Annotated in this window: 16 protein-coding genes; 5 read left to right on the forward strand and 11 right to left on the reverse strand. The window is 72.6% G+C overall.

Going from position 1 to position 23,387, the window contains the following annotated elements:
- From ACGGAQ_RS14810 to ACGGAQ_RS14820, 3 genes are all read right to left on the reverse strand, one after another.
- Positions 1–1,356 (reverse strand): aldehyde dehydrogenase family protein, encoded by a 1,356-nt coding sequence (locus ACGGAQ_RS14810; RefSeq protein WP_393048802.1) that lies wholly within the window; start codon positions 1,354–1,356, stop codon positions 1–3.
- A 33-nt stretch (positions 1,357–1,389) separates the two neighbouring features.
- Positions 1,390–2,754 (reverse strand): glutamine synthetase family protein, encoded by a 1,365-nt coding sequence (locus tag ACGGAQ_RS14815; RefSeq protein ID WP_393048805.1) that lies wholly within the window; start codon positions 2,752–2,754, stop codon positions 1,390–1,392.
- A gap of 127 nt (positions 2,755–2,881) precedes the next feature.
- Positions 2,882–4,468 (reverse strand): amino acid permease, encoded by a 1,587-nt coding sequence (locus tag ACGGAQ_RS14820; protein WP_393048807.1) that lies wholly within the window; start codon positions 4,466–4,468, stop codon positions 2,882–2,884.
- A gap of 471 nt (positions 4,469–4,939) precedes the next feature.
- On the opposite strand from ACGGAQ_RS14820, the gene ACGGAQ_RS14825 reads away from it, so the two are divergent.
- Complete coding sequence (locus ACGGAQ_RS14825; RefSeq protein ID WP_393048809.1) at positions 4,940–5,509, forward strand: AAA family ATPase; 570 nt, start codon at positions 4,940–4,942, stop codon at positions 5,507–5,509.
- 105 nt (positions 5,510–5,614) lie between these two features.
- Here the strand turns inward: ACGGAQ_RS14825 and ACGGAQ_RS14830 are convergent, their stop codons facing one another.
- The 4 genes from ACGGAQ_RS14830 to pcaF all read right to left on the reverse strand — a co-directional run bounded on the left by ACGGAQ_RS14830 (position 5,615) and on the right by pcaF (position 10,511).
- Entirely contained in the window at positions 5,615–6,115 is a 501-nt protein-coding gene (locus tag ACGGAQ_RS14830) for a DUF456 domain-containing protein (protein ID WP_393048811.1), read from the reverse strand.
- 55 nt (positions 6,116–6,170) lie between these two features.
- The gene (locus tag ACGGAQ_RS14835) at positions 6,171–8,336 is read right to left on the reverse strand and encodes a putative bifunctional diguanylate cyclase/phosphodiesterase (protein WP_393048814.1); all 2,166 of its coding nucleotides are present in this window, start codon (positions 8,334–8,336) and stop codon (positions 6,171–6,173) included.
- A 5-nt stretch (positions 8,337–8,341) separates the two neighbouring features.
- On the reverse strand, positions 8,342–9,154 hold the full coding sequence (locus ACGGAQ_RS14840; RefSeq protein ID WP_393048817.1) for an SAM-dependent methyltransferase: 813 nt from the start codon (positions 9,152–9,154) through the stop codon (positions 8,342–8,344).
- 151 nt (positions 9,155–9,305) lie between these two features.
- Positions 9,306–10,511: a 3-oxoadipyl-CoA thiolase gene (gene pcaF / locus ACGGAQ_RS14845; RefSeq protein ID WP_393048820.1), complete on the reverse strand. Its 1,206-nt coding sequence runs from the start codon at positions 10,509–10,511 to the stop codon at positions 9,306–9,308.
- A gap of 107 nt (positions 10,512–10,618) precedes the next feature.
- Here pcaF and ACGGAQ_RS14850 point away from each other — a divergent pair, with 107 nt between their 5' ends.
- From ACGGAQ_RS14850 to ACGGAQ_RS14865, 4 genes are all read left to right on the forward strand, one after another.
- On the forward strand, positions 10,619–11,584 hold the full coding sequence (locus tag ACGGAQ_RS14850; RefSeq protein WP_393048823.1) for a glutathione S-transferase family protein: 966 nt from the start codon (positions 10,619–10,621) through the stop codon (positions 11,582–11,584).
- Entirely contained in the window at positions 11,577–12,245 is a 669-nt protein-coding gene (locus ACGGAQ_RS14855; RefSeq protein WP_393048826.1) for a DUF998 domain-containing protein, read from the forward strand. The genes ACGGAQ_RS14850 and ACGGAQ_RS14855 overlap by 8 nt, the downstream gene beginning before the upstream one ends.
- A gap of 197 nt (positions 12,246–12,442) precedes the next feature.
- Entirely contained in the window at positions 12,443–13,735 is a 1,293-nt protein-coding gene (locus ACGGAQ_RS14860) for a dicarboxylate/amino acid:cation symporter (protein WP_354857680.1), read from the forward strand.
- A gap of 67 nt (positions 13,736–13,802) precedes the next feature.
- Positions 13,803–14,873 carry an NADH:flavin oxidoreductase/NADH oxidase gene (locus ACGGAQ_RS14865; RefSeq protein WP_393048829.1) on the forward strand — a complete coding sequence of 357 codons (1,071 nt, stop codon included), beginning with the start codon at positions 13,803–13,805 and terminating at the stop codon, positions 14,871–14,873.
- A gap of 45 nt (positions 14,874–14,918) precedes the next feature.
- On the opposite strand, the gene ACGGAQ_RS14870 is transcribed toward ACGGAQ_RS14865, so the two are convergent.
- The 4 genes from ACGGAQ_RS14870 to ACGGAQ_RS14885 form a co-directional block, all read right to left on the reverse strand.
- Positions 14,919–18,455, reverse strand: coding sequence for an ATP-binding cassette domain-containing protein (locus tag ACGGAQ_RS14870; RefSeq protein WP_393048832.1), 3,537 nt, complete (start codon positions 18,453–18,455; stop codon positions 14,919–14,921).
- A 95-nt stretch (positions 18,456–18,550) separates the two neighbouring features.
- Positions 18,551–19,144 carry a TetR/AcrR family transcriptional regulator gene (locus ACGGAQ_RS14875; protein ID WP_354857591.1) on the reverse strand — a complete coding sequence of 198 codons (594 nt, stop codon included), beginning with the start codon at positions 19,142–19,144 and terminating at the stop codon, positions 18,551–18,553.
- A gap of 10 nt (positions 19,145–19,154) precedes the next feature.
- A complete protein-coding gene (locus tag ACGGAQ_RS14880; RefSeq protein WP_393048836.1) occupies positions 19,155–21,389 on the reverse strand; it encodes a YhgE/Pip family protein in 2,235 nt (744 codons plus the stop codon).
- Complete coding sequence (locus tag ACGGAQ_RS14885) at positions 21,389–22,357, reverse strand: ATP-binding cassette domain-containing protein (RefSeq protein ID WP_393048839.1); 969 nt, start codon at positions 22,355–22,357, stop codon at positions 21,389–21,391. The genes ACGGAQ_RS14880 and ACGGAQ_RS14885 overlap by 1 nt, the downstream gene beginning before the upstream one ends.
- Positions 22,358–23,387 lie beyond the last annotated feature (1,030 nt).

A 23,387-nucleotide genomic window follows, 5' to 3' on the forward strand; every position in this document is an offset into this window, starting at 1 on the left:
TCACTCCTCTGTCGCGATGAACACGTTCTTGACGTCGGTGAAGGCGTGCAGCGCGTCCGGGCCCAGCTCGCGGCCGAGCCCGGAGCGCTTCATCCCACCGAACGGGGTCCAGTAGCGCACCGAGGAGTGCGAGTTGACGCTGAGGTTGCCCGCCTCGACGGCGCGGGCCATCCGGAGCGCGCGGCCCACGTCCCGGGTCCAGATCGAGCCGGAGAGGCCGTACTCGGTGTCGTTGGCGAGCCGGACCGCGTCGGCCTCGTCGTCGAACGGCAGCACCGACACCACCGGTCCGAAGATCTCCTCCCGCCAGTGCCGGTCGGCCGGCGAGTCGGCCAGCAGCACCGTCGGCGCGTGCCAGAAACCGGGGCCGTCCGGGCAGGAGCCGGTGAAGGCGACAGTCGCCCCGGTCACGTAGCCGGCGACCCGGTCCCGCTGGGCCGCCGAGATCAGCGGACCCATCTCGGCGGTGTCCCGGGACGGATCCTCGACGCGCACCGCGCGTACCGCCGGTTCGAGCAGTTCCAGGAATTTGTCGTACACCGGGCGTTGAACCAGGATCCGCGACCGTGCGCAGCAGTCCTGGCCCGCGTTGTCGAAGACCGCGCCCGGCGCGGTCGCGGCGGCGCGCTCCAGGTCGGCGTCGGCGAACACGATGTTCGCGCTCTTGCCGCCCAACTCCAGGGTGAGTCGCTTCACCTGGGCGGCGCAGCCGGCCATGATGCGCGTGCCGACCTCGGTGGAGCCGGTGAAGCAGATCTTGCGGACCGCCGGGTGGCTGACGAACCGCTCCCCCACCACCGCGCCCTCGCCGGGGATGACGGTGAACACGTCGTCGGGCAGGCCGGCCTCGCGCGCCAGCTCGGCCAGGCGCAGCGCGGTGAGCGGGGTCAGCTCGGCGGGTTTGAGCACCACTGTGTTGCCGGCCGCGAGGGCCGGGGCGAACCCCCAGGCGGCGATGGGCATGGGGAAGTTCCACGGCACGATCACCCCGACCACCCCGAGCGGCTCGTGGAAGGTGACGTCCAGGCCGCCGGGCACCGGGATCTGCCGCCCGGTCAGCCGTTCGGGCCCGCCGGCGTAGTAGTCCAGCACGTCGCGGACGTTGCCGGCCTCCCACCGGGCGTTGCCGACGGTGTGCCCGGAGTTGCGGACCTCCAACGCGGCCAGCTCGTCCAGGTGCGCGTCGACGACGGCGGCGAACCGCCGCAGCAGCCGGGCCCGGTCCCCCGGCGCGACGACCCGCCACGCCTCGAACGCCGTCGCGGCACGCGCGATCGCCGCGTCCACCTCCGCCACCGAGGCCCCGGAAACCTCCCGAAACCCCTCCCCGCTGGCCGGATCCACCACCACTGTCACGCCGCTACCGCCTTTCCCTGGGCGAGTCCGTGGTCAGAGGCGTTCGAAGCCACGGGTCAGCTCCCAGTCCGTCACCGCGGCGTCGAAGGCCGCCAGCTCCACCCTCGCCTGGTTGGCGTAGTGGGCGACCACCTCGTCGCCGAAAGCCTCCCGGGCCACCGTCGACGCCTCCCAGAGGGCCAGTGCGTCGCGCAATGTGCCGGGGACCCGTTCGGCCTGCGGGTCGTCGTACGCGTTGCCGGTGCACTCGTCGCCCAGCTCCAGCTCCCGCTCGATGCCGTGCAGCGCGCCCGCGACCAGCCCGGCGATCGCCAGGTACGGGTTGACGTCGGCCCCGGGCACCCGGTTCTCCACCCGCATGCCCTGCCCGTGCCCCACCACCCGCAGGGCGCAGGTGCGGTTGTCCACCCCCCAGCGCAGCGCCGTCGGGGCGAACGAGCCCGGCTGGTAGCGCTTGTAGGAGTTGATGTTCGGGGCGAAGAGCAGGCTGAACTCCCGCATGGTGGCGAGCAGCCCGGCGAGCACCCGCTGCCCGGTCTCCGACAGGTGCGCCGGCCCGTCGCCGAGCATCGCCGAGGCGCCCGTGCGGTCGCGTAGCGAGAAGTGGATGTGGCAGGAGTTGCCCTCCCGCTCGTTCGGCTTGGCCATGAAGGTGATCGCCATGCCCTCCTGGGCGGCGATCTCCTTGGCCCCGTTCTTGTAGATCACGTGGTGGTCGGCGCAGGCGACCGCCTCGTCGTAGCGGAAGGCGATCTCGTGCTGGCCGAGGTTGCACTCACCCTTGGCGCTCTCCGGGGTCAGCCCGGCGCCGGCCATCTCGGTGCGGATCCGGCGCAGCAGCGGCTCCACCCGGGCGGTGCCGAGCAGCGAGTAGTCCACGTTGTACTGGTTGGCCGGGGTGAGGTCGCGGTAGCCGCGCCGCCAGGCGTCCTCGTACGAGTCGCGGAACAGCACGAACTCCAGCTCGGTGCCGGCGTACGCGGTGAGCCCGTGCTCGGCCAGCCGGTCCAGTTGCCGGCGCAGGATCTGCCGGGGCGAGGCGACCACGTCACCGGAGCCGTCCAGCCAGGTCAGGTCGGCCAGCAGCAGGGCGGAGCCGGGCTGCCAGGGAACCCGACGCAGGGTGGCGAAGTCCGGCACCATCGCGAAGTCGCCGTAGCCGCGCTCCCAGCTCGACATCGCGTACCCGTCGACGGTGTTCATGTCGACGTCCACGGCGAGCAGATAGTTGCAGCCCTCGCTGCCGTTGGCCACCACCTGGTCGAGGAAGAACGGCGCGTGGAACCGTTTGCCCTGCAGGCGGCCCTGCATGTCGACGAGGGCCAGCACGACGGTGTCGATCTCGCCCTCGGCGACGGCGACCCGCAGTTGTTCCAGCGTGAGCGGAGCTTTCGTCATTCGCGGGCCTCCATCACCAAGGTCTACTGGCAAACCGGATCACCGTCAATGCCCCCGGGGCCGAGGGCGGCAAACCCGGTGACCGCACCGGCGGGACGGCCGCGATGACCGTCCCGCCGGGCGGGTGTCAGGCCGGGCCGTCGACCGGCGTCGGGTCGGCCGCCGGCGCGGGTTCCTCGACGGTACGGACCGGGCCGGCGAACCACTTCCGGGCCGAGGCGTACCACCAGACCGCGACCACCAGCAGCACCCCGCCCACGGCGAGCGGCGCGTAGTTCACCGCCGACCAGGTGAAGTCGTCGTTGCCGGGCACGCCGGCCGGCACGATCGGCAGCACGAAGTACACGGCGATGACCGCGATCTCGATGACCGCGATCCAGCCGAGCAGCTTGTACTTCCGCCCCAGCGTCCACGGGCCGGGCACGAACCTGTCACCCATCCGCAGGCGTAGCGCGATCGGGATGAGGAAGGACAGGTAGAGGCCGATCACCGCGACGGAGACCACCGCGTAGAAGGCGATCGGGATGCCGGCCGAACTTTCGTAGAGCGCCGGCAGGGTCAGCACCAGGCCGGCGATCGTGGTGCCGATGATCGCGTTGACCGGTGTGCCGTTGCGGTTCACCCTCGACCAGAGCCGCCAACCCGGCACCGCCCGGTCCCGACTGAAGGCGTACGCCATCCGGCTCATCGAGGTGATGCAGCTCATCCCGCAGAAGAACTGCCCGATCGTCGAGATGATGATGACGATCTTGAAGAAGACCGGGGTCAGGGCGGATTCGAAGATGGCGCCGGAGAAGCCACCGGCGGCGTTGACCGCCTCGACGTCGGTGGCCGCGAACAGGAACGCCAGCAGGAGGATCCAGCCGCCGACCGCCGAATAGAAGATCGACTGCCAGAGCCCGCGCGCGGCGGCCTGCGAGGCGCCCCGGGTCTCCTCGGAGACGTGGGCGCAGGCGTCGAAGCCGGTGATCGTGTACTGGGTGAGCAGGAAGCCCAGCGGCAGCACGTAGAACCAGAACGTCAGCCCGCCGGTGTCCCCGTCACCGAAACCCGAGTTGTTGAACCGCTCGGTGAACACGAACTGGAAGCTCTGGTGATCGTCCGGAACGAACACCAGGATGGCCACCACGGCGGCCGCGCCGGCCACGTGCCACCAGACCGAGACGTTCTGGAGTACGTCGATGATCCGGTGCCCGAAGATGTTGATGAGGCCGTGCAACGCCAAAATGATCACGAAGAGGACGAACGCCTGCCGCAGCGTCCCGGCCCAGCCGTCGAAGAGCGCCGACAGGGTGAGGTTGAGGAAGGTCGCGCAGCCGTAGTCGACCGAGGCGGTGACCGCGACCAGGCCGATGAGGTTCAACCAGCCGGTGAACCAGCCGTGCACCGGGCGGCCCATGGTCGCCGCCCACCAGTAGATTCCGCCCGCCGTCGGGTAGGCCGACACCAGCTCGGCCATGCAGAACCCGATGATCAGGATGAACAGTGAGATCAGCGGCCAGCCCCAGGAGATGGCGACCGGCCCGCCGTTGTTCCACGCCTGGCCGAAGGTGGTGAAGCAGCCGGCCAGGATCGAGATGATGGAGAACGAGATGGCGAAGTTGGAGAAGCCACTCCACTTGCGGCGCAGCTCCTGCTTGTAGCCGAGTTCGGCGAGTCGTCGGGCGTCGTCATCGATCGGTTGCTCTGCGGTCGGCACGGGCGTCGTGGCCACTGCACACCTCCCTGAGGTGGTTCCGCGAACGAGTGCGCAAAGTGTCGTCCCGCCGATCAAGACAGGTCAATACGGTGCCGGTGGGAATCTCACCGCCGTCCCGGCTAATTGCGTTGCCGCCCGTCCAGCCCGCCCGCATGCTTGACCTCGTGACCAGGCCCGATCGCGACGGGCCACCACCGGGCGCTCGGACCGCCCGGCACCGCGGCGGCGCGGGGCACGCCTCTCTCTCACGTACGGCGTACCGCCGTACCCACAAAAGCCCCGCGCCGCCCACTCTCACCTCAGCGGACGCCGCGACACCGTCGAGGGCTGGTACCGGCGTACATCCTGTAGCCAGCGCACGTACCGCTCGATGTCACCCGCGCTGCGTCCCGGAGCGGCAGATCCGGATGGTTAGGCTCTCAGGGTGCTTTCGGACCTTGTCCGCCTGCTTGGAACGTCGTCAACGAGCACTGAACCGTGAGGGACATGGCCAGCAACGGGATCGTCGTGCTCTCGGGCCCTCCGTGCTCGGGCAAGACCACGGCTCGACAGGTTCTGGCTGAGGAGCGGACTTCCTTAGGACACGGTCGGATCCACCTGGAGGTCGACACCCTGTTCGAGCTCCTCTTCCCTGACTCCGATCGAAGTCGTGACGACCGGATGCGCGCGTACGCCGGAGCACATCTCCTCGCCCGAATGTTTGTCGATTGTGGAGAGTCTGTAATCCTCGAATGCACCTACGCTCGTCGCGACCAGCGCGCCAGTCTGCTGGAAGCGTTGACCGGCTCCTCTGCGCCGCTCTGGGTCGTCGAGTTCTTCGTGACTCCCGACGAGGCCGTGAACCGATTCCGGGAGCGCCAGCAAGCCACGGATCTCGACGAAGCGCTCGTCCGTGAACGAGCTGAGGCGTTCCCTTACTTCGACGGGGCTCTCCGCATGGAGTCGTCCTCGGGGACACCCGCGGAACACGCCCAGAGCATCATCAGGTGGCTGCGACAAGGCCCTCAACCGGTGGACCAGGACGCGTGGGCTCGGGCCGGGAGAGGCTGGAACTGAGGGCCGCACGAAAAGGCGTTGATCGTCTCCAGGTCGCCGATGTGGCGCTATTCAAGGCCCGGGATACCGCCACATTGGCGACATCGTGTCGATCTTGCGGGAAGGTCAGGTCAGCAGGACGCCGGCTGTCCAGAGTGCGGCGATGACGAGGCCGGCGAGGAATTCCACGAGCATGGACAGGCCGGCGGCCTTGACCGCCTGCACGGTGGACGGCCAGGCGAGGCGGTTGCTGCCCAGCCGCAGCCGCTCCGCTGCCCACACCCCGGCGACGAAGCCGAGCACCAGCCCGACCACCGGCACCACGAAGAACCCGACGATTCCGAGCACCGCGCCGGCGAGCAGCGTCGACGTGGGCACGCCAGTCCGTTTCAGGTTCCGCCCGGGCCAGGCGTACTTGATCACCGTGCCACCGGCGGCGACAAGCGTCGCGGCGGCGAACACCGCCCAGCCGCCCGGACCTGCGCCGCCGAAGATCGCCCAGACCAGCACCCCGCCCCAGCACAGCGGCAGCGCTGGCAGGCCGGGAACCACCACGCCAGCCAGCCCGGCCAGGATGGCCAGCGCGGCCACCACGGTCACCACCGTCTGCGGGTCGTTCAGGCTCACCGCGCCACCTTCCGTTGCCACCGTCCGGGCCGGACGGCCCGGACGCATCCCCCGCTCACGCCGCCGAACCGCCGCGCAGCCGGGCGGTGATCTCCTCGGCGGGCGACGGTGCGCCGAAGTACCGCCCCTGCCCGGTGTCGCAGCGCAGCGCCCGCAGCCGCTCGGCCTGCACCGGGGTCTCCACCGCCTCGGCGGTGACCCACAGCTCCAGCGCGTGCGCCAACCGGACCAACGCGTCGACGATCCGCTCGTCGCGGTGGTCCGCCACCGCGTCCGTCCCGTCGGCGCGGATGCCCTCGACGAACGGGCCGGCCAGCTTCAGGCAGTGGATCGGCAGCCGCCGCAGGTACGCGAGGTTGGAATATCCGGTGCCGAAGTCGTCGACCGCCAGCCGGACGCCCAGCGCCGCGAGTCGGTGCAGGCTGCGCAGCGGCTCGCCGGCGCTGCCCATCACGGCGCTCTCGGTCAACTCCAGCTGCAACAGCTCCGCCGGCAAGCCGCTGGTGGCCAGCGCGTCCGCCACCGTCGCGACGATCTCCGGGTCGTCGGCCTGCCGGGCGGCCAGGTTGACGCTGACCACCAGCCGGGCCTCGGGGAACTCCCGCCGCCAGCGTTCGGCGTCGTGGCAGGCCCGCCGCAGCACCCACTCGCCGAGCCGGACGATCAGGCCGGTCTCCTCGGCGAGGCCGATGAACCGGTCCGGGCCGATCAGGCCCAGCTCCGGGTGCTCCCAGCGGACCAGCGCCTCCACCGCGAGCATCGTGCCCTCCAGCAGCGACACGATCGGCTGGTAGTGCAGCACGAACTCGCCCCGGTCCAGCGCGGCCGGCAGCCCGGCGACCAGCGCCGACCGGGCGAGGTCGCGGGCGCTGCGCTCCGGGTCGTACACCGCCCACCGGCCGCGACCGGCCGCCTTGGCCCAGTAGAGCGTCGTGTCGGCGGCCTTCATCAGCTCCGAGGCGGTGGTCTCCGCAGCCGGGCAGTCCACGATGCCCACGCTGGCGGAGACCGCCAACTGCTGGTCGCCGAGATGCACCGGGGCGGCGACGGCGGCCAGCGCGGCCTCCGCCACGGCCACCGCGTCATCGACGTCGTCGCCGCCGTCGACCAGGATGACGAACTCGTCGCCGCCCATCCGGGCGACCAGGTGGCCGTGGTCGGCCACGCACTCGGCGAGCCGCCGGCCGATCGCCACCAGCAGCCGGTCGCCGAGGTCGTGGCCGAGGCTGTCGTTGATCGCCTTGAAGCCGTCCAGGTCGAGGAAGCACACCCCGACCCGCTGACCGGGCCCGGCGGTGTCGAAGACCCGGCCCAGCGTCTCGAAGAACAGGGTCCGGTTGGGCAGCCCGGTCAGCGGGTCGTGCAGCGCCTGGAAACGCAGCCGCTGCTGGAGTTCGTACCGCTCGGTGATGTCCTCGATCATGGCGACGGTGAACCGGGGTCGCCCGTCGTCGTACCGGATCAACGAGACGGCCAGGTCCGTCCAGACGATGCTGCCGTCCTTGCGGTGGTAGCGCTTCTCCACCCGGACCGAGTCCTGCTTGCCCTCGATCAGTTCCTGGTACAGCTCCCACATGCCGGCGGCGTCGTCGGCGTGGAACAGCTGCGCCACGTTCATCTCGCACAGCTCTTCGATCGAGTAGCCGAGCATGTCGGCGAACGCCGTGTTGACGTCGATGATCTGCCCGTCCACCCCGGCGATGCCGATCCCGATCGCCGCGCCGGTGAAGACCGCCCGGAACCGCGCCTCACTGTCACGCAGCGCCTGCTCGACCTCGTCGCGAGCCTGCCAGGCCGAGCGGGCGATGCGCTCCTGCTGGGTGAAGGTGCGGTCGCGCAGCGCGCGGGCGAACCCGGCGGCCAACCCGCCCTGCACCGCCGCGATCCGCTCGCCCAGGTCGGCCGGCCGGTCGCCGGACGCCAGGACCCGATCGGGGAAGTCGTCGCCGAGCGCGCGCAGCGACCACTCCAACGCCCGCGGCTCGGTCAGGTGCGCCTCCACCAGCGCCCGCCCGACCTCCTCGGCGGGACGGGTGCTGAACGGCTCGGCCCGCACCACCTGGGCCAGCCGGACGGTGTGCAGCAGCAGCAGCCGCTCGGTCTCGGCCGCGCTGAGCGGCACGAAACCGATGCGGCGTACGGCGCGGGCCCAGTCGGCGGCGTAGCCCTGGGCACCGCCCCGGCCGACGTCGACCCCGGCGGGGTCCGGGACGGCGGCCACTGGAATCAGCCGGCGGGCTGGTCGTACCGGGCCACGGCCCCGAAGGCGCCGAACCGCTCAGGGTGCTCATCCACGTCGGCCGGCGAGTCGGGACGCCACAGTGGCATGTGCACCACGCCCGGTTCGAGCACCGTCCAGTCGCCGAAGAAGCCGGTGACCTGCGCGCGGGATCGCAGGGTGATCTCGGTGGCCGTCCGGGCGGAGAGGCGCTGGGCGTCCAGCATCTCCTGCGGCTGGTCCTCGAAGGTCGAGTGCGAGATGACCAGGAAGCTGCCCGGCGCGGCGGCGGCCCGCAGGGTGGACAGGATTTGCTCGGGACCGTCGGCGTCCGGGATGAAGTGCACCACCCCGGCCAGCAGGATGCCCATCGGTCGACTGAAATCGATCAGCCCGAGCCGCCGGGTCTCGGCGAGGATGCGCTCCGGCTCGCGCAGGTCGGCGTGGATCACGCCGGTCAGGTCGTTGCCGGCGAGCAGCTCACGGCTGTGCGCGACGGCGACCGGGTCGATGTCGACGTAGACCACCCGGGCCTTCGGGTTGGCCGCCTGGGCCACCTCGTGCACGTTGCCCACGGTCGGAATGCCGGAGCCGATGTCGAGGAACTGGTCGATGCCGGCGTCGAGCAGCACCCGGACGGCGCGGCGCAGGAACTCCCGACCGGAGCGCATGGTGGCGGCGAGATTCGGGGTCATGCTGGCGATCTGCTCGGCCAACTGCCGGTCGACCTCGAAGTTGTGCGCCCCGCCCAGGAAGTAGTCGTACACCCGGGCCGCGCTCGGCCTGGTCAGGTCAATCTCGGTCGGCAGTGCGTCCGGCATCGGTGTGCTCCCCAGTTCGTCGCCGCGGCGCGAGGCGCCGGCGTCGACGAGCGCGCGCGACCGCCGGCCGACCCCGCGGGTCGTGTGGTGTGGACCACTCTAGGCCGCCAACTCCCACGTACGGGAGATGCATTCACGTAACTTTCCGCGCTCAGGCGGCCGACTCCAGCAGCAGCGAGATGCCCTGCCCGACGCCGATGCACATGGTGGCGAGGGCCCGGCGGCCGCCGCGACGGCGCAGCTCCAGGGCGGCGGTCAGCGCCAGCCGCGCGCCGCTGGCGCCCAGCGGATGCCCGAGCGCGATCGCGCCACCGTTCGGGTTGACGTGCTCGGCGTCGACCGGCAACCCCAGCTCGCGCAGCACCGCCACGGACTGCGCGGCGAACGCCTCGTTCAACTCGATGACGTCCACCGCGCCCAGCTCGACGCCGACCCGGTCGAGCAGCTTGCGGGTGGCCGGCACCGGACCGACTCCCATGATCCGCGGCGGTACGCCGGCCGTCGCCGCGCCGCCGATCCGGGCCAGCGGGGTGAGACCGTACCGCTGGACCGCCGCTGCACTGGCCACCAGCAGCGCGACCGCGCCGTCGTTGACGCCCGAGGAGTTGCCGGCGGTCACCGTGCCACCGTCGCGGAACGGGGTGGGCAACGCGGCCAGCTTCTCCAGCGACGTCTCCCGGGGGTGCTCGTCGACCTCGACCAGTCGGGCCTGGAGGCGACCGGCCGGCACGGACACCGGCACGATCTCCTCGGCGAACCGGCCGTCGGCCTGCGCCTTGGCGGCGCGCTGCTGCGAGCGGTACGCGAAGGCGTCCTGCTCGGCCCGGCCCACCCCGTACTCGGCGGCCACGTTCTCCGCCGTCTCCGGCATCGAGTCGACGCCCCAGCCGTCCCGCATCAGCGGGTTGACCAGCCGCCAGCCCAGGGTCGTGTCGTACATCTCCGCCGAGCGGGAGTACGCCGAGGTCGCCTTCGGCACGACGAACGGGGCCCGGCTCATGCTCTCCACCCCACCGGCGACCACCAGGTCCGTCTCGCCGGCCACGATGGACCGGGCGGCGATGGCGAGGGCGTCCAGGCCGGAGCCGCAGAGCCGGTTGACGGTGCTGCCCGGCACCTCCTCGGGCAGGCCGGCGAGCAGCGCCGCCATCCGGGCCACGTTGCGGTTGTCCTCGCCGGCCTGGTTGGCGCAGCCGAGCACGACGTCGTCGACGCGGGCCCAGTCCACCGACGGGTGCCGGGCGACCAACTCGCGGATCACGTGCGCGGCCAGGTCGTCGGGGCGGACGCCGGCCAGCGCGCCGGCGTACCGGCCGATGGGGGTACGGACACCGGCCACCAGGTATGCCACGGTCATCGCGAGTCCTTCGGGGGTGGGAAGGGCGGGGGTGCGGGCGTCCACCGGGTCGCAGGGGACTCCCCAGCCGCCAGGATATCCACGCGCACAGCGGATAGGTTGGCGGCATGGCCCGGGCCCAGTTCAGCGCAGAGACCAGCCGTGGTGGCGCTTTCGTCCGCCAGCCCAACCGCTTCACCGGTCGGGTCACCCCCGACTCGACCTCCCCGCCGGGTGGCGGCCCGGACGAGCAGGACCGCTGGCCTCTGGAGGCCGGCCGGTACCGGCTGATCTGGTGCCGCGCGTGCCCGTGGGCGCACCGGGCGAGGATCGTGCGCGGCCTGCTCGGGCTGGACGACGCGATCTCGCTGGGCACCGTCGACCCGATCCGGGACCAGCGGGGCTGGGCGTTCGCCCTCGACCCGGACGGCTTCGACCCGGTCCTCGGTGTCAGCTTCCTCTCCGAGGCGTACCTGGCCACCGACGAGGACTACACCGGCCGGGTGACCGTGCCGGCGCTCGTCGACACGCTGACCGGCCGGGTGGTCACCAACGACTACCCGCAGCTCACCCTCGACTTCTCCACCGAGTGGCGGTCGCTGCACGCGCCCGGCGCACCCGACCTGTACCCGGTCGCGCTGCGCCCGGAAATGGACGCGCTGATGGCCGAGATCCACCACGACGTCAACAACGGCGTCTACCGGTGCGGGTTCGCCACCTCGCAGGAGGCGTACGACGAGGCGTTCCGGGCGCTCTTCGCCCGACTGGACGCGCTGTCCGAACGCCTGGCCGGGCAGCGCTACCTGATGGGAGACGCGATCACCGAGGCCGACGTGCGGCTGTTCACCACGCTGGTGCGCTTCGACGCCGCGTACCACGGGCACTTCAAGTGCAACCGCAACAAGCTGACCGAGATGCCGGTGCTCTGGGCGTACGCCCGGGACCTGTTCCAGACCCCGGGCTTCGGCGAGACGGTGGACTTCGACCACATCAAGCGGCACTACTACGGCACCCACCGGGAGATCAACCCGAGCGGCATCGTGCCGCTGGGGCCCGACGAGTCCGGTTGGACGACGCCGCACGGGCGTGGCTGAGCCGGGGCGGGCCGGCACCGCGACGGCATCCGCCGCCCGCGGGGACGTCGCCCGCCGGGTCGCCGGGTCCGCCGCCGCCGGCTGCGCGGTGGCCGGCGCGGTCGCGGTGACGGTCGCGGTCGTCGCCGGTCCCGGTCCCGGTCTCACCGGGTACGTGAGCGAGGCGGGCATCGCTGGCAGCGCGCACGCCGTGACGTACCGGATCGGGGTTCTCGCCCTGGCCGGCGCGTTGCTGCTGATCGCCGCGGCGCTGCCTCCCGGGGTGCGGGTGGCACCGGCGCTGCTCGCCACCGGTGCGGTGCTCACCGCGGTGTCCGGGGCGGTGACCTGCTCCGCCGGCTGCCCACTGCCGCCGTTCGAGCGGACCACGGTGGCCGACCTGGTGCACGGGGGCGCGAGCATCGCGGCGACGGCGGCGGTGGTTCTCGCCATGATCGCGCTGGCCGTGTCCGAGCCGGCCGGGGCAATGGTCCGCCGGTTGGCGGCCGGCACGGCCGTGCTCGCCCTGCCGCTGTGCGCGACGGTCGGCTTGGCCATGCTCGTGGTCGGCCGGGGCGCCCTGGCCGGCGTGGTGGAGCGGCTGGTTCTCGGGCTCGCGGTGCTGTGGGGCCTGGCCACCGGCACGGCCCTGGCCCTGGCCCGCAGCGAACGGGGCTTGTAAGGAGCGTCACGGCCACCGTTCCTTGCAGATCGCGCTGATCGGCGTACTGTCGGCGAGCGATGACCAATGTCTGGGGCCTCACCGTTCGCCTGTATGTCGATCTCCGACTGCAGGCCAGCGGCATCTGTCCGGCGTAGCCGCCCTCCTCGCGCCTACCCCGACCAGAACAGACAATTGGACACTTCATGCCCTTCGGCCTGCGCAAAATTCCGTTCTCCGTGCAGATCCTCCTCGGCCTCGTGCTCGGCGTCGCGCTCGGCTTCCTGGCCCGCAGCAACGACCTGAGCTGGCTGACCAGCACCCTGCACACCGTCGGCTCCCTCTTCATCCAGCTCCTCAAGCTGGCCGTGCCGCCGCTGGTCTTCACCGCCATCGTGGTCAGCGTGGTCAGCCTGCGCGGCGTGGCCAACGCCGCCCGGCTCGCGCTGAAGACCCTGATGTGGTTCGGCATCACCGCACTGATCGCGGTGAGCATCGGCATCGGCCTCGGCCTGCTCGTCAACCCGGGCCGCGGCGTGAGCCTCGACCTGGGTGGAGCGACCCCGCCCAAGAACACCGGCTCCTGGACGGACTTCCTCACCGGCATCGTGCCCACCAACCCGGTCGGCGCATTCGTCGAGGGCAACGTCCTCCAGATCGTCTTCCTCGCCCTCGTGGTGGGTGCCGCGGCCCTGCTGGTCGGCGACGCGGCCGAGCCCTTCGTGGCGCTGAACCGCTCGCTGCTGGAAATCGTGCAGAAGGCCCTGTGGTGGGTCATCCGACTCGCCCCGATCGGCACCCTCGGCCTGATCGGCAACGCCGTCGCCTCGTACGGCTGGGACCTGCTGGCACCCCTCGCCAAGTTCACCACCGCCGTCTACGTCGGCTGCGCCATCGTGCTGTTCGTGGTCTACCCGCTGGTGCTGATCCTCGCCGGCCGGCTCAACCCGCTGCGCTTCTTCGCCGGCGCCTGGCCCGCGATCGAGCTGGCCTTCGTGTCCCGCTCCTCGGTGGGCACCATGCCGGTGACCCAGCGCTCCGTCGAGCGGCTCGGCGTCCCCCGCGAGTACGCCTCGTTCGCGGTGCCGTTCGGCGCCACCACGAAGATGGACGGCTGCGCCGCGATCTACCCGGCCCTCGCCGCGATCTTCGTGGCGCAGGTGTTCGGCGTGCACCTCGGCGTCACCGACTACCTGCTCATCGCGTTCGTCTCGGTGGTCGGCTCGGCGGCCACCGCCGGCCTGACCGGGGCGATCGTCATGCTCACCCTCACCCTGAGCACGCTGGGTCTGCCGCTGGCCGGCGCCGGCCTGCTGCTGGCCATCGACCCGATCCTGGACATGATCCGCACCGCCACCAACGTGGCCGGCCAGGCGCTCGTGCCGACAGTGGTCGCCGCCCGTGAGGGCACCCTCGACCGGGCCGCGTACGAGTCCGCGGGCCGCCGGGATCTGGTCGACCCGGAGCCGGTAGCCGACACCCGGCCCGAGCTCAGCCCCGTCCCTGCCTGACAGCTCACTGCACCGCGACGGGCCCCTCTTACCGGGGCCCGTCGCCGTTTCGGAGAGGATGACCTTTATGAGTTCCCTGTTCACCCCCCTGGCCCTGCGCGGGGTCACCCTGCCCAACCGGATCGCCATGGCGCCGATGTGCCAGTACTCGGCCGGACCGGACGGCCTGCCCACCGACTGGCACCTCATCCACCTCGGCACCCGCGCGGTCGGCGGGGCCGGGCTGGTGCTGACCGAGGCGACCGCCGTACTCCCCGAGGGTCGGATCACCCCGCAGGACACCGGCCTGTGGTCCGACGCGCACGTCGACGCGTGGCGGCCGATCGCCGCGTTCGTCGCCGCCCACGGTGCGGTTCCGGCCGTCCAGCTCGCGCACGCCGGTTTCAAGGCCTCCACCTACCGGCCGTGGGAGCCGGAGCGCGGCGGAGTGCCGGACGCCGAGGGCGGCTGGACGCCCGTCGCCCCCGGGTCCGAGCCGTTCACCCCCGGCTACCGGACGCCGACCAGCCTTGATGAGGCCGGCATCGCCGGTGTGGTCGAGGCGTTCGCGGCTGGTGCCGAGCGGGCCCTCGCCGCCGGTTTCGCCGCCGTGGAGATCCACGCCGCACACGGTTACCTGCTCAACGAGTTCCTGTCGCCGCTGACCAACCACCGCACCGACTCCTACGGCGGCGACCGGGCCGCCCGGATGCGGCTCACCCTGGAGGTCGCCCGCGCGGTGCGCGCCGCGGTCGGCGAGAGCGTGCCGGTGCTGACCCGGATCTCCGCCACCGACTGGGTCGAGGGCGGCTGGACCGTCGAGGACAGCGTGGTGCTCGCCGGCGAGCTGGCCGGCCTCGGCGTCGACCTCGTCGACGCCTCCTCCGGTGGCGTCAGCACCGACCAGCGCATCCCGCTGCTCGGCGCCGGCTACCAGGTGCCGCTGGCCGCCCAGATCCGTCGCGAGGCGGGCGTGCCGACCGGTGCGGTCGGCCTGATCGTCGAGCCGGAGCACGCCGAGCAGATCGTCGCCAGCGGCGAGGCCGACCTGGTGCTGCTCGGCCGGGAACTGCTGCGCGACCCGTACTGGCCGCGCCGCGCCGCCGCGAAGCTCGGCGTCGCGTACAGCGGGCCCGCCCAGTACGCCCGCGCCTGGTGATTCCCGCCGGTCGGGCGGCTGCCGTTGCCGGCAGTCGCCCGACCGTCAGCCGGCCAGGTGCGACCAGTCGCCCTCCAGCTCCCGCCAGGTGCCCTGCGCCGCCACCGCACCGGCCTGCAACACCACCACGTGGTCGGCGCGGACCAGCGCGGCACGCTTCGCGGTCGACCCGACCACTGTCACCCCGTGCGCCCGCAGCGCCCGCCACAGCGCCAGCTCGGTGGTGACGTCCAGCGCCGACGACACGTCGTCGGCGACCAGCAGTTCGGTACGCGGTGCCAGCGCCCGGGCCAGCGCCAGCCGCTGTAGCTGGCCGCCGGAGAGCCGGGTGCCCTTGTGCCCGATGAGCAGACCCAGCCCACCGCCGGCGGCGGCCAGGTCGTGGTCGAGCTGGGCGGTGCTGACCGCGCCGGCCGCGTCCACCTGGTGGCCGAGCGCGATGTTGTCGGCCACCGTGCCGGAGAGCACCCGGGGCAACTGGCCGACGTAGCCGACCTGGTTGGGGCGCAGGAACAGCTCAGGCTCGGTGACCGGGTCGCCGTTCCACGACAGCTCGCCGGTGTGGTGCACGATGCCGGCCAGCGCCCGCAGCAGCGAGGACTTGCCCGACCCGACCGGCCCCACGACCAGCACCAACTGCCCGCGCTGCACCGTCAGGTCCACGTCCCGGACGGCGAGGGTGCCGTCGGAGTGCACCACCGAGAAGCGGCGCAGCTCCAACCGGCGCAGCGGGTGCCGGGGCGGCGACGTTGGCGCGGGCGCGGTCCCGGCGGCCAGGTCGACCGCCGGCACCGCCGCCGTGTACGCGCCCACGCCCGTCATCGCCACCGTCCGGCGGGTCCACACCCGCGCCGACGGCAACTGGGAGATCAACGACGCGGTGGTCCAGGCGAACCACCGGGCCGCGCCCAGCGTGGAAACGGCCACCAGCACCGCGCCGGCCGACAGCTCGCCGCCCAGGTAGAGGGCCCACGCGCCGATCGGCAGCAGGCCACTGGCCACCGACGGCGTCGACCGCGACCACACCTGCACGGAGATCTCCCGTCGCTGCCGGTCACTGCGCAGCGCGTCCAGGACGGCGAGGTGACGCAGCACCGCCGCCGTGGCGCCGGCCAGCTTCACCGTCCGCGCCGCGGAGAGCGCCGAGACCAGGGCGGTGGCGAACGCCGCCCGCGCCGTCACGGTCGCCCGAGCCGCACGCTCCAGCTTCGGGCCGAACAGCGTCGCGGCCAGTCCGGAGACGACCATCGTGCCGAGGAAGAACAGCCCCGGTACGACGCTGCCGGTGACCGCCGTCATGGCGACCACCAGGACCAGCGCGACGGACTGGTCGAGCACGTTGTCGGCGAGTTGCACCACGCGCTCGGTGTCGCCGCCCTGCGCCACGACCTCCGCCGGGGTGTGCGAGCTGACCCGCCGCGGGCCGGTCTGGCCGTGCACCAGACGCAGGCCGATCCGCAGCATCTGCCGCACCCACCAGTGCGGGAACCAGACGTGGGTGTAGTACGGCAGCGGCAGGGTCACCAGCAGCCCGGCCACGATGCCCAGCGCCGGCAGGTACGGGTTGCCGGTCCCGTCGACCAGGTCGGCCCAGAACCACGGCAGCAGCGGGCCGTCCAGCCCGAGCAGACTGAGCCCGAGGAACAGCGCGATCGCCGCCGCGCCGTACCGGGGGTCGTTGGTGCAGAGCCGGATGATCTCCCGGAACGTGCGGGCCGGCGGGGTCGGTGGCAACGGCGGCGGCTCGGCCCGCACCGTCGGGCCTTGCCCACCCGTCACCGCCGGTGCGACCGGCCGGGTGCCGGCGGTCTCGGAGCCGCTCAACAGGTCGGCGCCAGCGGGGTCCGGGCCGGTCAGCAGGTCGGTGCCGCCGCCGGACCGGAACGCCGACGCCCCGCCGGCGTACACGGCGGCGTGGCTGGTCGCCAGCAGCTCGGCGAAGCGCGTCGACGTCTCCAGGGGGCCGGCCTCGACCACCGCGCCGTCGGCCAGCACCACCACCTCGTCGCAGCGGCGCACCGAGGAGAGCCGGTGGGCGATGACGATGCCGATCCGGTCGCGCAGCAGCCGTTCGGTGGCCCGCTGCACCCGCGCCTCGGTCACCGGGTCCAGCCGCGCGGTGGCCTCGTCCAGGATCACCACGTGCGGATCGCGCACCAGGATCCGGGCGAACGCCACCAACTGCTCCTGGCCGGCGGAGAGCACGTGCCCGGCCTCCCCCAGCCGGGTCGCCAACCCGTCGGGCAGCTCGGCGATCCAGCCGGCCAGGCCCAGCTCGTCCAACGCCCGGGCGGCGGCGTCGAGCAGCTCCGGGTCGTAGAGCGCGACGTTCTCGGCGAGCGTGCCGGCGAGGATCTCGGTGCGCTGCGGCACCAGCGCCACCCAGCGGCGCAGCTCTTCGACGTCGAGGTCACACAGGTCGGTGCCGCCGAGGAACACGGTGCCCGACGGCACGTCCACGGCCCTGGTGAGCACCTTCGCCAGGGTCGACTTGCCCGACCCGGTCCGCCCGATCAGGGCGTACGACCGGCCGCGCGCGAAGGTCAGGCTGAGTCCGCGCAGGGCCGGACCCCGCCCGCTCTCCGGGCCGCTCACCTCGTATCCGAACGTCAGGTCCCGGATGCGCAGGTCACCCTCGGCCGGACTGGCCCCGCCGACCGGCTCCTGCCGGGCCTTCTGGAGCAACTGCACCCGGGCCCACGCGCCGAGAGCCTCCTGCAGCTCGGGCACCATCCGGCTGACGTGTTCGGCGGTGGCCCCGAAGGCCAGGGCGAGCAACCAGATCGCGGTGAGCCGGGCGGCGTCGACCCGGTCGGTGGCCAGGGCCCAGGCCCCGCCGAGCACCACCACGCCGACGCCGGCCCGGATCGTCGCGGTGGCGACCGTCGCCACCCGGGCGGACAGCACCCAGACCCGGTGGCCGCGGGACAGCACGGCGGCGGCCCGCCGGGCGTACAGCCGCAGCACGTACGGCTGGGCCAGGCTGGTCCGCACGTCGTCCTGACCGTGCACCGCCTCCTCCATCACGGCGGCCAGGTCCGACCAGGCCTCCTCCTCGACCATCCGGGCGGGGCCGATCCGCGCCGTGGGCCGGCGCAGCCCCACCCCCAGCAGCACCGTGAGCAGCAGCATCGCTATCCCGGCCGGCCACCACACGGCCAGCGCCACCACCATCGACAGCAGGCCGACGCAGAGCCCCTGGGCGAGGCGCGAACCCTGGTTGCGTACCGCCGACGCCACCTGGTAGACGTCCCCGTCGATGCGGTCGAGCAGCTCGCCCACCGGCGTGGTCTCGAGGCTCGGCAGGTCCTGCCCGAGCGCGACCCGGCAGAGCCGGCGACGGACGTCCGCGGACCAGTCGGCGGTCAGCCCGGCCATCACCAGGCTCACCACGAGATCGCTGAGCACCACGGCGGCCAGCGCCACGGCCAGGACCGCGAAGGAGCTTGTCGACCGGTGTACGAGCACCGCGCCGGCGAGCGCCGACGCGCCCGCCTGACCGGCGGCGCCGAGCACGATCAGGACGGCCACGAGCGTCAGACGGCGCGGCGAGGTGCCCCACAGATCACGGAGCAGGCGCATCGGAGTTCCTCCGGACGTGGGTGGCGGAACACCCAGCGTGCCGGCAGCAGCCCCGTCGACTCAACCGATTTACCCGCCCTGAGCAGGACTTGCGGTCAGGTCTGCGCGACCCGACGCACGATGCCGAGCAGCGCCTCCTGCACGTCGGCGATGGGCCGGTCGGGCTGGAACACCAGCCAGTCCACGGCCACCACCAGGCCCACCCCGAACAGCGCCGAGGAGGCGGTGGGCACGTCCAGGTCGGCCGGCAGGTCCCCGCTGTCCACCCCGGCCCGCACGGTCTCGGCGATCACCGCGATCGCCTCGCCGCGCAACAGCCGCAACGTCTGCTGCCACTCCCGGTTGGTCCGCCACATCTCCGACAGCAGCAGTTGGGCGAAGGCCCGGTACCGGCGGATGTACTCCAGTTCGGCGCGGACCAGGGCCGCCAGCGCGGCGCGCGGCGGCTGCCCGGCGACCGCCGCCCGGAACTCGGCGGTGAGCAGGCCGATGCCGTGGCGCAACAACTCCTCGAAGAGCACCGTCTTGGACTCGAAGTTGTAGTAGACCGTGCCCTTCGCGACACCGGCCCGGGCAGCGATGTCGTCCACGGTGGTCGCGGAGAAACCGCGCTCGGCGATGAGGTCCACCGCGGCGACGAAGAGCCGCTGACGCGTATCCTCCCGCCGCCTCGACCGTCCGTCCGTCACCGGCCCATCCTCACATGGTCAGCTCGGGGTGCAGCTTCGCCGGGGTGAGTCGGCGTGAGCGGCGGGCCGCGCCGGCGGTCAGGGCCAGCGCCGCCACCGCGAAGCCGAGCAGCACGAGCGCCGCCGTCACCACCGGGCCGGCCGGGCCGCCGTTGATGGTGTGCCGCAGCCCGGCCACCACGTAGCTCATCGGCAACCAGGGGTGGATCGCCTGGAAGAAGCCGGGCGAGGTCTGGACCGGGTAGGTGCCGCCCGAGGACGTGAGCTGAAGCATCAGCAGGGCCAGCGCGGCGAGCCGCCCGGCGGGGCCGAGCTGGGCGCCCAGCCACTGCATGATCGCGGTGAAGGCGAGCGAGACCAGCGCCAGCAGACCCAGCGTCGCGGCGGGGTGCACCGGGTCCAGCCCCAACACCAGTGTCACCACGGTGAAGAGCACACCGGCCTGGGCCAGCCCGACCGCCGCGGCAGGCAGAAAACCGGCCAGCGCGACCCGCCAGGCGGGTGCGCCGGACATGACGTGCCGCCGGTTGACCGGCCGCAGCAGCATGTACGTGATCATCGCGCCGACCCAGAGCGCCAGACCGAGGAAGTACGGCGCGAAGCCGACCCCGTACGAGCCGGCCGGGTGGCGGGCCGAGCGGTCCAGTGACACCGGATCGCCGAGGATGCCGGAGCGGGCGTCCGCGTCGTCGTACCCCGGAATCTTCTTCTCGCCGTCGGCCAGGCCGTCGGCGAGGTCGCCGGCCCCGCCGCCCAGCCGGGTGAGCCCGGAGGCCAACTCACCGGCGCCGCTCTCCAGCCGGATCAGGCCGTCGGCGAGCCGGTCGCCGCCGGCGCTGAGCCGGTCGAGCCCACCGTCCAGCTCGCGGGCCCCGGTGGCCAGGCGGAACAGCCCGCCGCGCAGCTGCGCGGCCCCGGTCGCCGCGTCGCCGAGACCGTCGCGCAGCTCGGCGCTGCCGTCGGCGAGGGTGCCCAGCCCGGCCGCCAGTTCGTCGACCTTGCTCCGCGCGGCGGCCACGTCGTCGGCCAGGTGCGGCGCCGCGGCGGCGATCTGCCGCGCAGTGGCGGCCACCGCGCTCATCCGCTCGCGCAGCGCGGTCAGGTCGGCCTGGTCGAGACCACCGACCACCGCCCGCGCCGCCTCGACTCCGGCCACCGCGGCCGCCCTTGCGGCGACGACGTCCGGATCGTCGGCCAACTCCGGGTGCGCGGCGACCAGGGCGTCGAGCCGATCGCGCACCACCTGGGCCTGGGTCTGGGCCTTCTGCGCACGCTGCGGCAGAGCGTCCAGACCGTCGGCGAGCGCCTGCGCCCCGTCGGCGATGGCCGTCGCCGACCGCTCGATCCGCTCGGCGTTCTCCCGCAGGACCGGCTCGATCCTCGCGGCCGCACCGTCCACCCTGCTGGCCACCGCGCGGGTCGCCGTCGCGGCCCGCGCGGTGCCGTCGGCGAGCTGCGCGGCGCCGGTCCGCAGTTGATCCAGCCCGGTGGCCAACTCGTCGGCGCCCCGCGCGCTCGCGTCCAGGCCGGCGGAGAGCCGGCCCGCCCCGGCGGCGGAGCTGTCCAACCCGTCGGCGACCTGCCCGGCACCGTCGGCCGAGCTGTCCAACCCGTCGGCGATACGACCCGCGCCCGCCTCGGAGCTGCCCAGCCCGTCGGCGAGCTGACCGGCGCCGTCGGCGGCCCGACCCGTCTCGGCCTTGGCATCGGTGAAGCCCACCAGCATCCGGGCGAAGTAACCGGACGCGGCGCTCTCCGCCGCGGCGGCCCGGATCTCGCTGAACGCCGAACGGGCGAGCAGACCCGACAGGTAGTTGGTGGCGTCGTCGTTGACCACCTTCAGCTCGCCCCGATGGGCCGGCTGGCCTGGCTCGGGGCTCGCGGCGAGCGTCGCCGAGAAGTCCGCCGGAATGGAGAACACCAGGTGGTACCGGCCGCTGCGCAACCCCGCGTCGGCGTCCTCGGCATCGGTGACCTGCCAGCCGAACACCCGGCGGTCGATCAGCTCGTCGGTCAGGTCCTGCCCGGCGTGCACCACCGACCCGTCGCTGGCCGTCGCCGGCCGGTCGGCGTTCACCAGGGCGACCGGAATCCGGTCCATCTTTCCGTACGGATCCCAGAAGGCGTAGAGGTAGAGCGCCCCGTACAGCAGCGGCACGACGGTCAGCACGGCAAGCGCGGCACGCGGCAGCCGGCCCCGGGTCATCCGGCGCAACTCGAACCAGGCCAGTCGGACAACACTCATCAGTTCACCTCGGTGTCCTGGTCGGCAGCCGCCCCGACGGCAACGGCGGTTTCGGGTGGGCCCAGTCGGTGCACGATCGACGGCGCATGCGCTTCCACCTCACGGGCGGTCACCACCACCGCGATGCCGCGGTCGGTCAGTCGACCGAGAAGGTCCCAGAGCAGGGCGCGGTCCGCACCGTCCGTACCCGCGTCGATGTCGTCGGCGAGAATCAACCCCGGCCCCGCGAGGGTGGCGAGCACCAGCCCGAGGATCTGGCGCTGCACCGGGGTCAGGTCCCGTCCTCGGCTGGCCGGATCGAGCGGGACGTCCGTGCCCAGTCCGGCGCCTTCGATCACGGCGGCGACCGCCTCCCGCCGGCCCTGCCTCGGCGACCCGCGCCGGCCAGCCGGTCGACCGCCCACCGTGCCGTACCCGAAGAACCCTCGACGGCCCGTCGACCGTCGGTCGGGCGCGCCTCGGCCTCCGCCTCCGGCTTGGTCTTCGACTTCGGCCTGGCCTTCGACTTCGGCATCGGCTTCGGCTTCGGCTTGGCCTTCGACTTCGGCTTGGCCTTCGGCTTGGCTTTCGGCTTCGGCTTGGCTTTCGGTTTCGGCTTTGTCGGCAATCTCGGCAGCCGGAAGCTCGCCTGCCGCACCGGGACGAAGGGCCGTCGGCCCGGCACGGTCAGCTCGCCGCCCGAGCAGCGACAGTCGTTCCGAGATGTGCTCGGCGACCGTCAACTCCGGGTCGGGCTCGTGCACCCCGGCCACCTGACCGAGCGCCGCGGCCGCACGGAGTTCCAACTGGCCTTCGCTCGTGGGGAAGCGGTTTGCCAGGGCGAGGAGCAGAGAGGTCCGTCCGCTACCGGGCGCCCCGACGATCGCGTGCAGCTCACCCGCCTTGACCGCAAGGTCGACACCCCGAAAGACCCACCCTCGAGAGGTACGCAGGCCAAGACCCCTCGCCTCGACCACCACGACGCCCACCCCGATCACTGTACTGACTGGTCAGTCTAAAAACATGACCCAGCATAGGCGTGGTGGTCGGGTTCGCGCCCGTCTGGGACGCGTGATCCCGGTCATCACGGTCGGGATACCAACCCGTCCCGGACCTTCCGATATCGGCGATCCGAGTCGATCACCGCCCGGACACCCCCCGTCCACCGCGCCCACCGCGCCAAATGGGCGGGATGCCCGTCTCTGGGCCGCTGGTGGACGTGTGACCGGGCCGTGATCGACACGAGATCGCTGATGTCGCGGCATCAACCCGCCCCGGACACCCCGATATCGGCGAACCCGAGTCGATCACCCCCCGGACGCGCCCCGTCCACCGCGCCCACCGCGTCGATTGGGAGGGATGTCCGTTTCCGACGGGGCCGTCGGGGCGGGATGTCGGTTTCTGGGCGGCGTGGGGGTGTGACCGGGTGCATCCGTGGGCTGGAATCGTGGCGGGCCGGGGGTCGTTACATACCCTGACGATCGCAGGACCACGGCCACCGCGCCCGGCTCGACCGGGGCGGGAATGGTCGGCCGGGCCGGGTCGTTGCAGACCCCCCGAACGAGCGTGGGCTCGCCCCGGGTCCGCTATTTGGCCCCGGTGAGGGCCCCGGGAATCCCCCCGGCCCGAGGGTCGTTACACACGGTCCCGGCGCCGCGAGCACCGCTCGCTGGCCGCCCCGGGAATCCCCCCGGCCCGAGGGTCGTTACACACGGTCCCGGCGCCACGAGCACCGCTCGCTGGCCGCCCCGGGAATCCCCCCGGCCCGACGGTCGTTACACACCGTCCCGGCGCCGCGAGCCCTCCGCTCGTAGGCCGCCGCGCCGCGAGCCCTCGGGCTCGCCGGCCCCCAAACCTTCCCCCTTTGATAGTGCAGCGCCCGACGAGGTGCTCACACCCGCGTCACCGCTTCCCCCGAACGGTGCGCTGGTGTTCCTACCCCCGAAGGAGCTACCCCCATGAACACGATCTTGCGTAAGAGCATGCTGTCCGTTGCTGGTCTCGCGTTCGCCGGTGGTG

It is taken from the genome of Micromonospora sp. NPDC047557, from assembly GCF_043205095.1.
In the GTDB taxonomy this organism is placed as follows: domain Bacteria; phylum Actinomycetota; class Actinomycetes; order Mycobacteriales; family Micromonosporaceae; genus Micromonospora.

Excerpts from the sequence above, each read along its gene's own strand:
- ACGGAQ_RS14815 (WP_393048805.1), bottom strand. The coding sequence starts at position 2,754 with ATGACGAAAGCTCCGCTCACGCTGGAACAACTGCGGGTCGCCGTCGCC.
- ACGGAQ_RS14825 (WP_393048809.1), top strand. The coding sequence starts at position 4,940 with ATGGCCAGCAACGGGATCGTCGTGCTCTCGGGCCCTCCGTGCTCGGGC.
- ACGGAQ_RS14840 (WP_393048817.1), bottom strand. The coding sequence starts at position 9,154 with ATGCCGGACGCACTGCCGACCGAGATTGACCTGACCAGGCCGAGCGCG.
- pcaF (WP_393048820.1), bottom strand. The coding sequence starts at position 10,511 with ATGACCGTGGCATACCTGGTGGCCGGTGTCCGTACCCCCATCGGCCGG.
- ACGGAQ_RS14850 (WP_393048823.1), top strand. The coding sequence starts at position 10,619 with ATGGCCCGGGCCCAGTTCAGCGCAGAGACCAGCCGTGGTGGCGCTTTC.
- ACGGAQ_RS14865 (WP_393048829.1), top strand. The coding sequence starts at position 13,803 with ATGAGTTCCCTGTTCACCCCCCTGGCCCTGCGCGGGGTCACCCTGCCC.
- ACGGAQ_RS14870 (WP_393048832.1), bottom strand. The coding sequence starts at position 18,455 with ATGCGCCTGCTCCGTGATCTGTGGGGCACCTCGCCGCGCCGTCTGACG.
- ACGGAQ_RS14880 (WP_393048836.1), bottom strand. The coding sequence starts at position 21,389 with ATGAGTGTTGTCCGACTGGCCTGGTTCGAGTTGCGCCGGATGACCCGG.